We start from the raw sequence: 14,549 nt of genomic DNA, 5'->3' as shown, positions 1-14,549 counted from the left end.
AACGCCAAGGCGTTCGGGTGAGCGCGTTCTAGGTCAGCCGTGCGGGGCTGTCCAGAGGTAAGATTAAAAATTTCAGTGTGGTTTCGGCGGGACTGCCCGCGCAGCTTCTGCGGCTTCCTGCGCGGCGTCGATATCTTCGGGGTCGCGAGACGGAACAGCATAGTCGCCGCTCAACCATTTGCCGAGATCGATATCTGAACAACGACGCGAACAGAACGGACGAAACGCCGGCTTGGTCGCCGCTTTGCAGATTGGGCAACTCATCGCAAGCAGGCCTCCAACGGGATGCGGTCGCGTTTTCTTTGAAGCTCGAAGTGACCCAGCGGGGTCCAACCAACCAGCGCGGTCTCTGTCGGGTCGGCACGAAATGCTGCACGCAAAGCTGACTCGAACGCGCGTCGATCCTTTTTCGCCATCGGGGCAAGGTCGAGCGTGATTTGCCCGCCCAGGCCCCGCAGACGCAACTGGCGCGGCAACGCACTGGCGCAGGCGAGGTTGGCCTTCAGTGCAGCGGCAGGGCTGGTATCCCCGCCGGTGTTCACATCCACAGCCACAAGTGCGCGCGTCGGCTCTATATATAGCGCTGCGCCGCCGGAGAGCGGCACCAGAGGCTCGCGCAGCGCCTCCATCTGGTCCAGCACACCAAGATCGGCAAACCCGTCAGGTGCCCTGTGTACGTCCTCTGCCTGCCATTCGCGCCACGCATAGAGATGCGGCGCGTCACCTTCGGTCAACGTTTCGGCATCGCCCGACACATCCCCCATCACGGAATGCGCCAGATCGGCCATTCCGCGGATATCCTCGGCAATCTCGTCCGCATAGGCATCCACGCAGGACGACCGCAGGATCAGCCCCATCGAGTTGGCATCCATCTCGGCATGCGCAATCTCCAGCAGGCTGTCGCGCCGGTCTTCGTCGCGGATGCTGCGTGACACGTTCAAGCCCGGCGCGCCGGGAGTCACGATCACGTAACGGCTCTTGAACAACAGCTTTTGCGTGACCGGGATCGCCTTGCCGGGCTCGGCATAACCAGTGACCTGCACCAGCAGGGGTTGCCCAGGTGAAAGTCCCTTAATCTGACGCAAGAACGCAGCGCCATCCGGCGTGCGCAGAAACATCCCGCCCTGCCCCTTGACCGGGCGATCCGCAATGGCGCGATAGATTGTCCCCGGACGCGGCGCATCGCTATCGACCAGCAAATCGTCCAGCACCCCATCCACCAGCAGTGCCGCTGCCTCGGTGTCGCCGATATGATCCAGAACGATTGTTCGTCCCTTCATATGTCTTGCCTCCAAAATGGATAACCCGCCGCCTGCAACAATGTCGCCGTTTCCGCCAATGGCAGGCCGACAACGCCCGTGAACGACCCGCTCAGCCACGGGATCAACGCGCCCGCAGGTCCTTGAATGCCATAGCCTCCAGCCTTGCCCTGCCAGTCACCCGTGGCAAGGTAGCCGTTCAGTTCGACGTCCGACAACCGCTTCATCTTAACGTGACTCAGCACGTCTCGCTGCCATATCTGGCCACCGCGCCGGACTGCCACGGCCGTGATAACCCGGTGGCGCCGCCCTGAAAGTGCCAGCAGAAACTGAGCCGCCTCGCCCGCATCCACCGGCTTGCCCAATATGCGCCGCCCCAATGCCACCGTTGTATCCGCCGACAGCACAATATCGTCCGCGCCAGCCGTCACGGCCAGCGCCTTCTCCTGCGCCATGCGAATGCAATACGGGCGCGGCAATTCGGTCTTGCGGGGCGTTTCGTCAATGTCGGGAGGACAGACGTCATCCGCCACGATACCGATCTGTGCCAGCAGTTCGCGCCGACGCGGGCTGCCAGAGCCGAGGATAAGTTTGGGGGCCGCGGCAGAAGTTGGCATTTTTCGCCCCCAGATCTCAGGCGGGTACCGCCGCATTCCGCCAAAGGCAGAACGCTTTCCCGCGCTGGGCAAAGCTGCGCTTTGCCCTATTTGAACCGATAGTTGATCCGACCCTTGGTCAGATCATAGGGGGTCATCTCGACCTGCACCTTGTCGCCTGCCAGAACCCTGATGCGATTCTTACGCATCTTGCCCGCCGTATGCGCGATGATTTCATGGCCGTTTTCCAGCTCGACCCTGAATGTCGCGTTCGGCAGGAGTTCCTTGACGACACCGGGAAATTCGAGCGTATCTTCCTTGGCCATGTGGTCTCCTACATCCACTTTTCCGCCAAACTGCGGAATGCGGCATTAAATGGCCCCATTCGCGGGGATTTTCAAGCCTCTAAAGTGATTTGTCAGCCAAGCCGTGTTAACACAGGCGCTGCATCACGCCCAGTCTGTTCCTGCCAATGGGTTCGGTTCAGCACGATGCCGTCTGCACGTACTTGCGCTATCTTCTCGGCATCGACCTCGGCATAGGTCCAGCCGGGGTTGTTCAGGACCCCCTCGGCCAGAACACCCGTCGCGGGAAATCCTGTGTCAGGCGGCCCGAAAACACCGCCCATACCGGTCCCCTCATCGGTGGCAGCCGACCACGGCGCATCACCGACCAGCGAGGACATCACACTGACGCATTGCTGCTCCAATGCGCGGCCCATCGCCCCGATGCGCACACGCCAGTAGCCTGCCAACGCCTCGGTGCAGGACGGGACCAGAATCACATCCGCTTCTGACACGGCCCGGCCCAGCAACGGGTACTCACTGTCGTAACAGATCAACACGGCAAGTTTGCCCAGCGCGGTGTCAAATATCTGCAACGGACCACCCGGCGCGATGTCCCACGGATCACGCTCGAATCGGGTCATTATCTGTTTGTCCTGCACACCGCGCCCGCCGGTCGGCGAAAACAGCCGCGCGCGGTTCGCAGGCCGCTCGCCCACCGCGTCGTCAAAAACCGGGGCCGAAGCGGCAAGGATGTGCACTTTGTACTTGCTGGCCAGATCGGCATGCAGATCGTCGGCATCCGCAATCCGGTCCGAGACCGCGTGCAGGCAACCTTCCAGATCACCGGCGACCTTTGGTCCAGCCAGCATCGATAGTTCCATCGCCCCGTATTCGGGAAAGACCAGCAGTTCGGCCCCCTGCCCCGCGGCTCGGCCGACCCAGTCATCGAGCTTCTCGGAATATTCAGACCAGCTCTTGAGCGGATCCAGCGGATAGGCGGCGGTTGCAACTTTCATGTTTCCATCCTGACCCGAGCAACGCGCGACGTCCAGATCAAACAACAGACTTTCAGTACCCCCAAATACTCAACCTTCGAAACGTTGAGCCGTCGGGTCGAGTAATTTTGGAACACCGAAAACCATGTGATCGTTAGTTGCGGCATGGGTGCGACGCCGCCTCACGCGCCCACCGGCCCCGCAGGGCCGGTGTAAAGCATCCAGCGCGCCGTCAGGCGCACAATAGGATCAGGCCGATGCATCCTGCGGAATGCGCAGCATCTGGCCGGGATAGATCTTGTCAGGATCGCTCAGCATCGGCTTGTTGGCTTCGAAAATCTCAGTATAGCGCGCGCCGTTGCCCAAGGTCTCGGTTGCAATCGCCCAGAGCGTGTCACCCTTTTTAACCTCGTGAAACACCGGGTCAGCGCCACCAGCATTGTCTTCGACGCCCGACACACCTTCAACATTGCCGACAGCCATGATGATTTTTTCCTTGGCTTCCTGGCTTTTCGGCGTACCCGAAACTTTGACCACGCCATCCTCAACCGCGATATCCAGCCCTTCGGCATCAAGCCCAAGGTCCGCGACTTCTTTCTTCAGCGCCTCAGCATCGGGTTTGCCGTCCTTGCCTTCGACTTTTTTGCCCGAGCCGGTGATAAAATTCCACAGTCCCATGTCACACTCCAATTGATTGCCAATAGGTGCATCATCATCGGCGCTGCGACAAAGGTCGAGGGGGAAATGCTCAGGCAACCTCCCCATCGGTAAACTGCAGCTTGGCCAAGCGCGCATATAGCCCACCTTCAGCCACCAAGCTGTCATGTGTACCAGTGGCGACAATGCGACCGTCCTCCATGACGATGATCCTGTCTGCCTTCTTTACCGTGGCCAATCGGTGCGCGACGATGATTGTGGTGCGTCCGCGCGCCAGCGCCTCGACCGCACTTTGCACTGCGCGTTCGCTCTCGGCATCCAGAGCCGATGTGGCCTCGTCCAGCAGCAGCACGGGCGCATCGCGCAGAATCGCCCGTGCGATCGCGATACGCTGTTTTTGCCCACCTGACAGCATCACACCCCGTTCTCCCACCGGGCTGTCATAGCCGTCGGGCAGAGCTGCGATGAAATCATGCGCGGCAGCGGCGCGCGCAGCGGCTTCGACCTCTGCATCGGTGGCACCCAAACGGCCAAAACGGATGTTTTCGCGGGCAGACGTGGCAAAGATCACCGGGTCCTGCGGGACCAGCGCCATGTGGTGGCGGAATGCATCACGCCGCACGTCACGCAGATTGACGCCGTCGAGGGTGACACGCCCCGCCTCGGGATCATAGAACCGTTGAATAAGCTGGATGACGGTGGTTTTGCCAGCGCCGGATGGACCGACCAGTGCGATGGTCTCTCCCGGCGCGATATCCAGCGTCAAACCGTCCAGCGCCGGTGCATCCGGGCGCGACGGATAGTGAAACTGCACATTGTCAAAGCTGATCGCGCCGGCGATTTTGGCGGGCAGTTCCGCCGGTACATCCGGGTCCGTGACCGGGTCCTCGGCATTCAGCAGATCGACCAACCGCTCAGTCGCGCCAGCTGCGCGCTGCAATTCTCCCCAGATTTCCGACAGGGCGGCAACCGAACTGGCGACCATGACGGCATAGATCACGAACTGAACCAGCGTTCCGGCTGTCATTTCGCCCGCCCGCACTGCGTTTGCGCCGAACCACAGCACGCCGACAACACCGGCAAATACCAGAAAAATCACGATCACCGTCATTATCGCTCGCGTACGCACGCGTTGGCGTGCGGCAATATAGCTGCGCTCGGTCACATCGGCAAAGCTATGACGCGTGGCGTCCTCATGGGTGAATGCCTGCACCGTCTGCACGCTCAGCAATGCCTCAGACGCGGTGCCCGAGCTTTCGGCGATCCAATCCTGATTTTCGCGGCTCAGCTTGCGCAGGCGGCGCCCCAGCGTCAGGATCGGAACCACCACCAACGGGACGATCAGCAGCACCATACCGGCCAGTTTTGCCGCCGTGAACAGCATCAGGACCAGACCACCGAGAAAGATCAGAAGATTGCGCAACGCGATCGAGATGGACGACCCGATAACACTCAGAATCAGCGTGGTGTCGGTGGTGATCCGGCTCAGGACTTCACCTGTCATGGTACGCTCGAAAAACGCGGGGCTCATGCCGATGACCCGGTCAAAGACCGCCTTGCGCACATCCGCCACAACCCGCTCGCCCAGCTTTGAGACCAGCGCGTAGCGTAGCCCGGTCCCCACCGCCAGCAACGCGGCAATGCCCATTGCCGCCATGAAATACTGATCGAGAACCGCGCCATCCTGAGCGTTGAAATTGTCGATAACACGGCGCACTGCCAGTGGCAGGACCAGTGACACACCTGCGGTCAGCATCAGCGCCAGCCCTGCGGCAACCGCCAACCATTTGTAAGGAGCGATGAACGGGCGTAGCGCGCCCAGCGCGCCGACGCGTTTCGACTTTTCGCGATCCAGCAGATCCGCACCGTTTTCGGCCCTGCGTACCATGCCATTTCCTTTGTGTTGTTTCGCCGGGTCATGGCCGCCTGCGGACGTACGGTCAAGGGGCCGTCATGCCGCAGGGGCGCACCAAACAAAAAGGGTCGTTAGTCGGTCTGGCTGCGCTCTGCTTCGATCTGGCGCCACTTGGCGACATTGGCGTTGTGTTCATCCAGCGTTTCGGCAAAAGCGTGGCCACCAGTGCCGTCCGCCACGAAGAATATGAAATCCGTCGTGGCCGGGCTGACTGCCGCCTGAATGCTAGCGCGGCCCGGATTGGCGATGGGTGTCGCGGGCAACCCGTCAATGACATAGGTGTTCCACGGGGTTTCGCGGCGCAGTTCGCTCTGTCGCAGCCCCCGTCCCAGCGTCCCCTTACCTTCGGTGACGCCATAGATCACGGTCGGGTCGGTTTGCAGGCGCATCCCTCTGTTCAGGCGATTGACAAAGACCGAGGCCACCTGACCGCGCTCTTCTGCCACGCCGGTTTCCTTTTCGATGATTGACGCGAGGATCAACATTTCTTCGGGGCTGGCCAATGGCAAATCAGGATCGCGATTTTCCCATGCCGTTGCGACCAGCGCCTCCTGAGCCTCTTGCATGCGGGCGATGATCGAAGCGCGCGTGTCATCCAGGCGCACTTCGTAGCTGTCGGGTGCCAGACTGCCTTCGGGTGGAATGGCCTCGAGGTCGCCTTTCAGGACGTCAACAGATTTTAGCGCATCGACGATCTGCCAGCTGGTCGCACCTTCGGCGATCGCCACGCGGTAGCGCGTATCTCTTTCCGCGCGCACATCAACAAATTCGGCCGGAGCGGCGTCTTGCTTTGGATCAAAGGCTGCCTTTTCCACATAGCGCCCCGTCGCCGGGTCAAGCTCTCGCACCTCAACTTCGGAACTGGTCACACCGATGCGATAGACCACTTCGGTGCCGCAGGTGCTGGCGCCGCCCTTGGTAATGATATCCGTAATCTCAGCCATGCTGGCGCGTTGCGGGATCAACCAGCTACCCGCCTTCAGCGCCTCGCTCTTGTCCGTGTATTCCGCGCCGACACGAAAAATCGCAGCGTTGGTCACGGCCTGTTCCGATGCCAGATTGGTCGAGACGCGCCGCATCGAGCTGCCACGCTCGACCCGCAGGCAGATCTGCTCTTCCAACGGACCCTCGGCGTTATAGGTGTTCTGCCCCCAGAGGATCACGCCCCCCAGAAGGAAGGCCAGAACCACCAGGAATGTCAGCGCATTCGAGGCAATATGACGCCACATTATCGTAGTTTCCCGATGCACAGGCTCGCATTGGTGCCACCAAAGCCAAAGCTGTTGGACATGGCGATATCGACCTTGCGCGCACGCTTGGCATTGGGGGCCAGATCAATCGGTGTCTCGACAGCGGGATTGTCCAGATTGATCGTAGGCGGCACAACCTGATCGCGAATGGCGAGAATGGCAAAGATGCCCTCTATCGCACCGGCAGCGCCCAAGAGGTGGCCGGTCGCGGATTTGGTCGAACTCATCGTCGCATTTCCAGCCGCATCACCCAGCAGCCGTTCGACCGCTTTCAGTTCGATCGTATCGGCCATGGTCGAGGTGCCATGTGCATTGATGTAGTCTACATCTGCCGCGTCGACGCCCGCATGTTTCAGCGCGCTCTGCATGGCGCGATAACCGCCATCGCCATCCTCCGAGGGGGCGGTTATGTGATACGCGTCGCCCGACAGGCCATAACCCAGCACCTCGGCGTAAATCTTGGCGCCGCGGGCCTGTGCGTGCTCCAACTCTTCCAGCACGACGATGCCCGCACCTTCGCCCATCACAAACCCGTCGCGATCCGTGTCATAGGGGCGGCTGGCCGCCTTGGGGTCGTCCGCGCGTTTTGTGCTGAGCGCCTTACAGGCGTTGAACCCGGCGATCCCAATCTCACAAATCGCCGCCTCTGCCCCGCCCGCGACCATCACATCGGCGTCACCGAACATGATCAGCCGCGCAGCATCGCCGATGGCATGTGCGCCCGTGGAACAGGCCGTGACCACCGCATGGTTCGGCCCCTTGAAGCCGTAGCGGATGCCAACCTGACCCGAAATCAGATTGATCAGCGCGCCGGGGATAAAGAATGGCGAGACTCGGCGCACCCCTTTGTCCCGGATCGTCAGCGTGGTCTGCTCGATTGATTGCAGTCCGCCAATGCCGGAACCGATCATCACGCCAGTGCGCAGGCGGCTCTCTTCGTCCTCGGGCATCCAGCCTGAATCCTCGACAGCCTGCTGGGCAGCCGCGACACCATAGAGGATAAAATCATCAACCTTGCGGCGCTCTTTCGGCTCCATGAACTGATCGGGGTTGAACGTCCCCTCCGTGCCGTCGCCATAGGGCACTTCGCATGCATATTTGGTGAGGACATTGGTGGGATCGAACCGGGTGATAGGCCCGGCACCGGATTCCCCAGCCAACAGACGTTCCCAGGTTTCTTCGACGCCGGAGGCCAGCGGTGTGACCAATCCAAGGCCTGTTACTACGACGCGGCGCATGATGCTGCCCCCTCAATCTGCTTCTCAACGCTTCTTGCGTTTTCCTGACTCAAAGAACCCGGAAAAGCTCCGCAGCCCTCAGCGCGATAGGCGGTCCACATTGAATCCAATACTCGGAACATATGCAAACCGCGCTGACCTCAGTGCATACCCCGGCTTGCCCCTCAGGGGCAAGACCAAGCCGAAGCGCGCGGGCGGCAAAGCGCCCTGCCGCAGATTTGTCCGTGGCTTACTTGAACTCTGCCACCGGCTCTTGGACAGCCGCAGCCATCGCAAGCGCCTCGTCCAGATCCACATCCCTTGACAGCAAGGCACGGCCAATCAGGGTGCCTGCGACATTCTTGACGTATTTCAACCGCGCCACATCGTCGATCCCGCGCACAGTGCCGCGCGCAATGACAGGATGGCGAGTCTGAGCGGCCAAGCCGGTAATCACGCCCAGACTTGCGTCCTGATCGGCGATATCGGCATCAATGTCTGTAACGATGATTCCCGCCAGCGGGGCATCATCAAAGGCCGCCACATAGGTTTCGGGGGTAAAGCTGCTGCGCGAACGCCAGCCATCGGTCATCACATGGCCCTCAAAGATGTCTACGGCCAGCACGATCTGATCAGGATGCATTTTCGCTAGATTGCGCAACAGTTCTGGCTCGCGCGTGGCCATGGTGCCGATCACGATGCGCCCGGCGCCTTTGTCGATCCAGCTATCGACCTGATCGCGGGTCCGGAAGCCACCGCCGAATTGCACCGGAATCCCGGCGCTGCGAATGATCTCTTCGCATAATTCGGCATTGGGGCTGTCCCCCGTCAGGCCGTTGATGTCGGTCAGGTGCATCCATTCCGCACCCGCCGCAGCAAAGCTCTTGGCGCGCTCGATCGGATCCACATGCCAGAGCATCGGCTCATCAAGACGACCACGAGTCAGAGACACGCATTTTCCGTTCAGAATTTCGAGAGTGGGATAGATAATCATGGCAGGCTTGCCCCCGATTGATCGCGCTTGCGCACCCCTGCACCACGCCGGGGCGAGTACGATCTTTGCATCCTACACACTGGGAGCGATATCACCAAATCGGCATCCCCGGCGTCGTTCGCGGCTTTCCGGGGACTTTTTCCGCTGCTGTAGAAACGAAAAGACCCCCGCCCGATTGGCGAGGGTCTTTGGTAAACTCTCAGCGGGGCTGAGCGTTCAGGATGCTTCTTTGATGAACTTCACCGCATCGCCGAACGTCTGGATGGTTTCAGCCGCGTCGTCGGGGATCTCGATGCCGAACTCTTCTTCGAACGCCATGACCAGCTCGACCGTGTCCAGGCTGTCTGCGCCCAGATCGTCGATGAACGAAGCGTTCTCAGTCACTTTGTCTTCTTCCACGCCCAAGTGCTCTACAACGATTTTCTTCACGCGGTCTGCGATGTCGCTCATGTTATAATCCTCATCGTCTTTGGGCGCCTAGGCCCGTTATCGCCCCCGCCCGAGACGGGAAGTGGCCTTGAAGTCGTGCCCCGGAGGGGCGGTGGTGTTGGCCCGGACCCGGACCACCAGAGCGGCGCTTGGCCTATCCCCCGGCAAATCTGCGCCGCCTATAGCATATGGCGCGGCTTTGGCAAATCCTTTCAAAGATCGGCGAGATGCGCACAGAATACAAGAGGGGATCACATCGAATGGATCGTCAAGTACCATGTAAAGCGCCGGTATATAATAAATAAAAACCGCGCAAACAAAGTCAAAGATTTACCGTCTTTCCCAGCGATCTACGCTTGCTCGTCTGCACTCCTACCCGGCAGCGGATTTCGATTCCCCGTTCGGCTACGGATCAAAGCATCGCCATCCCGCCGTTCACATGCAGCACAGTGCCGGTCACATACCCGGCCTCGACACTGGCGAGATAGAGCACCGCCGCCGCGATCTCTTCGGGTGTTCCCATGCGCGCAGCGGGTATCTGCACGTTGATCTTTTCTTTCTGCTCGTCAGTCAGCTTGTCGGTCATCGCTGTAGCGATGAAGCCCGGTGCGACTGCGTTGGCGGTGATGCCGCGACTGGCCACCTCGTAGGCGATGGATTTGGTCATCCCCACCATGCCGGCCTTGGACGCGGCATAGTTGGCCTGCCCAGGATTGCCAGTAGCCCCCACGATCGAGCTGATATTCACGATCCGCCCCCAGCGCGCCTTCATCATCGGACGCATGACAGCCCGGCACAGCCGCATGGTGCTGGTCAGGTTCACATCCAGCACCGTCTGCCAGTCCTCATCCGACATGCGCATGAAAATCTGATCGCGGGTGATACCCGCGTTGTTCACCAGAATATCAAGCCCGCCCATCGCATCAATCGCCTGTTTCGGCAGCGCGCCCACTGCATCGCCGTCCCCCAGATCACAGGGCAGCACATGTGCGCGGTCGCCCAGTTCTGCAGCCAGTGCCTCCAGCGGGTCGACCCGTGTCCCGCTGAGGCCGACAGTGGCACCTGCACCGTGCAGCGCGCGGGCGATACCGCCCCCGATACCGCCCGATGCGCCGGTGATCAGCGCTGTTTTTCCCGTCAAATCGAACATTTGCGTTCCTTCCATTTCAGTTGCGCAGGCTGAGATTTTTCGTCGGAAAAACCAAACGCCTGATTGACCTGATTTATGCGTTCAATGCCTCGACCGCGGCTTGCACATCGTCGGGTGCGCCGACATTGCGCACGGTCATCTCGCGCTCGATCCGGCGGACCATGCCCGACAGTGCCTTGCCCGCGCCGATCTCCCATGTTTCTGTCACGCCTTCGCCTGCCATGAACATCACGCTTTCGCGCCAGCGCACGGAGCCGGTGACCTGATCGATCAGTAGCTGCCGGATCTGTGCCGGATCGCTGACCGCCTGAGCCAGCACATTGGCGACCAGCGGCACCTTTGGCGCATTCAGATCGACCTGTGCCAGAGCCTCTGCCATGACCTTGGCAGCCGGTTCCATCAGCGCGCAGTGAAATGGCGCGCTGACCGGCAAGAGCATCGCACGCTTCGCGCCGCGTTCTTTGGCCAGATGGGTTGCGCGCTCGACCGCCTCTGCATGTCCCGAGACGACCACCTGCCCGGGATCATTATCGTTGGCCGCCTGACAAATCTGCCCCTCCGCGGCCGCTTCGGCGACCTCGCGCACGGCGGTCAGATCGAGGCCCAGCACGGCTGCCATCGCGCCAACACCGACCGGCACCGCCTCTTGCATCGCAGCCCCGCGCGTGCGCAAGAGCCGCGCCGCATCCGCGATACTGAGCGATCCCGCGGCGGCCAGCGCCGAATATTCGCCCAGCGAATGCCCTGCCACGAATTGCGCGGCGTCCAGTGACACGCCCTCAGCCTCCAGCGCACGTAACGCTGCCAGCGATGTGGCCATCAGCGCAGGCTGGGCATTGCGCGTCAGTGTCAGGTCGTCCTGCGCGCCCTCCCAGATCAACGCAGACAGCGCCTCGCCCAATGCCTCGTCGACCTCGTCAAAGACGGCTTTGGCGGCTGGATAGGCCTCGGCCAATGCGCGGCCCATGCCGATCGTTTGGGCACCCTGCCCCGGAAATATGAATGCACGGCTCATGGCTGCTGTCCCCCTCTGGCCTTTTCTTTCGGATAGCGCGCCTGCCGCTCAGAGGCAACGACCAAGTCGGAAACCGCGGCCCACCCGTGCATCTGCGAACATCCACCCTGCGCATTGCGCCATTGCCCGGCGCGCGGGGTTCGTTAGGTTAATCACAGACAACTGTCCCGCCCTGAACCCACGGAATGCGATCCCATATGACTCTTTCCAATACTTCCGACACCTACGGAGCTGTCACCAAGATATTTCACTGGTTGACGGTGTTGCTGATCCTCAGCCTCTTTGCGCTGGGGCTGCTGGCCAGCAATCTGGCCGGTCAAATCAGATCAGCAGAGGGCGGCGCGTCGCAAACCCTGCTCGATTGGACGGCGCTGCTGTTTTCCCTGCACAAGACGCTGGGTGTCGCCCTGTTCTTTACGGCATTTGCGCGTATCCTATGGGCGCTGACGCAAACCAAACCGGGGCTGTTGAACGGTGATCACTGGGCAGAATCACGTGCGGCGGAAACCGTGCACTGGCTGCTTTACGGCTCGCTCGTCGCGGTGCCGCTGGCGGGCTGGGTCAGCCACGCAGCCGCCAGCGGGTTTGCCCCGATCTGGTGGCCCTTCGGGCAATCCCTACCCTACGTCCCAAAGTCCGAGTACGTGTCCGAGATCGCCGCCACGCTGCATTATATCCTGCAATGGGTATTGGCCGGGGCCATTGGCCTGCATGTTGCGGGCGCACTAAAGCATCATATCATCGACAAGGATGCGACTCTGCGCCGGATGTTACCGGGGCACACCCCCGCCCAGCCTACGGCCATGCAACCCGGCCATGCCCTGCCCTTGGTCGCGGCGCTGATCGTGTGGGCCGCTGCGATTGGCGGCGCTGCCGGATTGGGCTGGTTCGCCCATGCCGCGCCCGAGACACAGACAGCCGCGCTGGAACAGGCGCAGGGCGAATGGCAGGTGACTGACGGCACATTGACCATCGAGATCGTGCAGATGGGATCACAAATCAATGGCCAGTTTGCCGACTGGACGGCCGATATAACCTATGACGGGTCGGACGAACCCGGCACGCGCGGCAGTGTCGAGGTGACGGTATCGATCCCGTCACTGACGCTGGGCAGTGTGACCGAACAGGCAATGGGCGCGGATTTTCTTGATGCTGCGAACCACCCCACGGCGACATTCACCGCCGCTCTGAAGCGTGACGCCGAAGCCGGTCTGGTCGCCGATGGCACGCTGCGCATTCGCGATCAGACAATGCCTCTGCGCATTCCATTCGATCTGCAAATCGACGACGCGACAGCCGTCGCGCAGGGCAGCGCAGGCGTCGATCGGCGCGACTACAACATTGGCCAGAGCATGAGCGACGAAGACTCGCTGGGCTTTGGCGTCGAGATCCGGTTCGACCTGACGGCAATCCGCGGAGATTAACGCAGAAAAGCGCCCGCGAGCCAGTCGCGGGCGCTTTCATTTTGCATGGATGCAGTGCCTTTACTCGGCCTTCATGGCCTCGATCGAAATCTCGATGTCAATTTCATCGCTGATATTGGGTGCAAATTTGCCCAAATCGAAATCGGAACGCTTGATTTCCGCTTCAGCATCGAAACCGGCCCACGCCTTGCCCGCCATGGGGTGTTGACCGGCCTTGTTCAATTCGGCCTCAAGCTGCACGGATTTGGTGATGCCGTTGATCGTAAGATCGCCAGTGATGATCGCCTCATCATCGCCTGTCACTTCAATGCCGGTGGATGTGAACGTGACCATGTCCCCTTCGGACGCACCAAAGAAATCGTCGGACATGAAATGACCGAACCGCTTTTCCCAGCCGGTAAACAGCGACATCACCGGGATCGAGACCGAAACCGATGAATTCGCCGGGTCTTCTTGGTCGAACATGATTTCGCCCTCGAACCCGGCGAACATGTTGTAGGTGGTGGAATAGCCGAGGTGGTTATAGCTGAACACAACCTGACTGTGGCTGGCATCCAGAACGTATTTTTCCGGAGCGGCATATGCCCCCGTGGCAGTCAACGCCAGCGCGGCAGCGAAAATGGTCGATTTCATCTGTCTCTCTCCATGTTGAGAATATCATGCAGAGAACTTAGCCTGTGATGCGCGTCAGGCAATTGCCCAGAAGTAAACATCTCGTGTGAATTGGCGAACACTGGCATGCGTTCGCGCGCAAATCACCCGAGATGTCGCCCATCAGGCCGGGCGCAGACCCCGACCCAGCATCTGACGAAGCGCCATCTTGGTTGCCTCATCCGTCACGCCAATGGCAAGCAGGCTACGGCCCTGCGCATCGCGCGCAGTCAACAGACCATCACGCAACACGATCTCGGACAGGCTGTCGACGGAATGGACATTGGTCATGCGAACCTTGCCACGCGTATCGTGGTCGATGATGGTCAACAGGCGGCGTCTGGTGTCGATTTCGATCGTTGGCCCGTCGGCGCGGCGCAACGAGGCAAAGAGTGTTCCACCACCAAGTACCAGCGCAGCAGACATGACAACCTTTGCCAATTGCATCGCGGCATCTCCGGGCACCACGGGCACCAGCCAGATACCCACGGCCGCCAGCATTGCCGCAACACCCGTGCAGCGATAAACGAATGAGCGCAGCGGCGACTCGTGCTCGGCCTCGAAATGGTGTGACGGGATGGGCGCCTCTTTGCGGGCTGGCCCTTCGGGCATATAGGTTTGCGGTAATGCACTCTGCGGTAACATGGTCATCTTGCTCGCCTCACATTCTGTGATGTTGTTTGGACCACGCTGCCCCACGATGACGGCTG

General features: G+C 60.8%; 16 protein-coding genes. 1 reads left to right on the top strand and 15 read right to left on the bottom strand.

Translation table 11 applies throughout. The annotated features are described in order from the left end of the window. Positions 1-72: 72 nt before the first annotated feature. From N7U68_RS18390 to fabD, 13 genes are all read right to left on the bottom strand, one after another. The gene (locus N7U68_RS18390) at positions 73-264 is read right to left on the bottom strand and encodes a DNA gyrase inhibitor YacG (RefSeq protein WP_165193129.1); all 192 of its coding nucleotides are present in this window, start codon (positions 262-264) and stop codon (positions 73-75) included. Next, positions 261-1,280 carry a ribonuclease E/G gene (locus N7U68_RS18385; protein WP_263047747.1) on the bottom strand — a complete coding sequence of 340 codons (1,020 nt, stop codon included), beginning with the start codon at positions 1,278-1,280 and terminating at the stop codon, positions 261-263. The genes N7U68_RS18390 and N7U68_RS18385 overlap by 4 nt, the downstream gene beginning before the upstream one ends. Continuing rightward, positions 1,277-1,876: a Maf family protein gene (locus N7U68_RS18380; protein WP_263047746.1), complete on the bottom strand. Its 600-nt coding sequence runs from the start codon at positions 1,874-1,876 to the stop codon at positions 1,277-1,279. Before N7U68_RS18380 ends, N7U68_RS18385 begins: the two co-directional genes overlap by 4 nt. Before the next feature lie 86 nt (positions 1,877-1,962). Next, positions 1,963-2,181: a translation initiation factor IF-1 gene (gene infA / locus N7U68_RS18375; RefSeq protein WP_005978431.1), complete on the bottom strand. Its 219-nt coding sequence runs from the start codon at positions 2,179-2,181 to the stop codon at positions 1,963-1,965. A gap of 92 nt (positions 2,182-2,273) precedes the next feature. Next, a complete protein-coding gene (locus tag N7U68_RS18370; RefSeq protein WP_263047745.1) occupies positions 2,274-3,158 on the bottom strand; it encodes a carbon-nitrogen hydrolase family protein in 885 nt (294 codons plus the stop codon). 228 nt (positions 3,159-3,386) lie between these two features. Further along, a complete protein-coding gene (gene lysM, locus N7U68_RS18365; protein WP_263047744.1) occupies positions 3,387-3,815 on the bottom strand; it encodes a peptidoglycan-binding protein LysM in 429 nt (142 codons plus the stop codon). Between the two features lie 70 nt (positions 3,816-3,885). Then, positions 3,886-5,682 carry an ABC transporter transmembrane domain-containing protein gene (locus N7U68_RS18360; protein WP_263047743.1) on the bottom strand — a complete coding sequence of 599 codons (1,797 nt, stop codon included), beginning with the start codon at positions 5,680-5,682 and terminating at the stop codon, positions 3,886-3,888. 98 nt (positions 5,683-5,780) lie between these two features. Continuing rightward, complete coding sequence (mltG, locus tag N7U68_RS18355; RefSeq protein WP_263047742.1) at positions 5,781-6,938, bottom strand: endolytic transglycosylase MltG; 1,158 nt, start codon at positions 6,936-6,938, stop codon at positions 5,781-5,783. Further along, complete coding sequence (gene fabF / locus N7U68_RS18350; protein WP_165193141.1) at positions 6,938-8,197, bottom strand: beta-ketoacyl-ACP synthase II; 1,260 nt, start codon at positions 8,195-8,197, stop codon at positions 6,938-6,940. Before fabF ends, mltG begins: the two co-directional genes overlap by 1 nt. Positions 8,198-8,426: 229 nt before the next feature. Further along, positions 8,427-9,170, bottom strand: coding sequence for a 1-(5-phosphoribosyl)-5-[(5-phosphoribosylamino)methylideneamino] imidazole-4-carboxamide isomerase (locus N7U68_RS18345; protein WP_263047741.1), 744 nt, complete (start codon positions 9,168-9,170; stop codon positions 8,427-8,429). Between the two features lie 216 nt (positions 9,171-9,386). Continuing rightward, complete coding sequence (locus N7U68_RS18340; RefSeq protein ID WP_111735012.1) at positions 9,387-9,620, bottom strand: acyl carrier protein; 234 nt, start codon at positions 9,618-9,620, stop codon at positions 9,387-9,389. Positions 9,621-10,011: 391 nt separating this feature from the next. Continuing rightward, positions 10,012-10,749, bottom strand: coding sequence for a 3-oxoacyl-[acyl-carrier-protein] reductase (fabG, locus tag N7U68_RS18335; protein WP_165193145.1), 738 nt, complete (start codon positions 10,747-10,749; stop codon positions 10,012-10,014). 73 nt (positions 10,750-10,822) lie between these two features. Continuing rightward, positions 10,823-11,764, bottom strand: a complete 942-nt coding sequence (gene fabD, locus N7U68_RS18330; protein ID WP_263047740.1) for an ACP S-malonyltransferase — start codon at positions 11,762-11,764, stop codon at positions 10,823-10,825. Positions 11,765-11,961: 197 nt separating this feature from the next. On the opposite strand from fabD, the gene N7U68_RS18325 reads away from it, so the two are divergent. Further along, on the top strand, positions 11,962-13,188 hold the full coding sequence (locus N7U68_RS18325; RefSeq protein ID WP_263047739.1) for a cytochrome b/b6 domain-containing protein: 1,227 nt from the start codon (positions 11,962-11,964) through the stop codon (positions 13,186-13,188). A 60-nt stretch (positions 13,189-13,248) separates the two neighbouring features. Here N7U68_RS18325 and N7U68_RS18320 read toward each other — a convergent pair whose 3' ends face one another. Both N7U68_RS18320 and N7U68_RS18315 read right to left on the bottom strand, forming a co-directional pair. Next, positions 13,249-13,821: a YceI family protein gene (locus N7U68_RS18320; RefSeq protein ID WP_263047738.1), complete on the bottom strand. Its 573-nt coding sequence runs from the start codon at positions 13,819-13,821 to the stop codon at positions 13,249-13,251. A gap of 141 nt (positions 13,822-13,962) precedes the next feature. Beyond that, entirely contained in the window at positions 13,963-14,490 is a 528-nt protein-coding gene (locus N7U68_RS18315) for a hypothetical protein (protein WP_165193152.1), read from the bottom strand. Between the last annotated feature and the right edge of the window lie 59 nt (positions 14,491-14,549).

Origin of the sequence: Roseovarius pelagicus (assembly GCF_025639885.1) — a bacterium.
GTDB lineage: Bacteria > Pseudomonadota > Alphaproteobacteria > Rhodobacterales > Rhodobacteraceae > Roseovarius > Roseovarius pelagicus.
The sequence above is the reverse complement of the archived record's forward strand: the minus strand, read 5'-3'. Positions and strand labels throughout refer to the sequence as shown.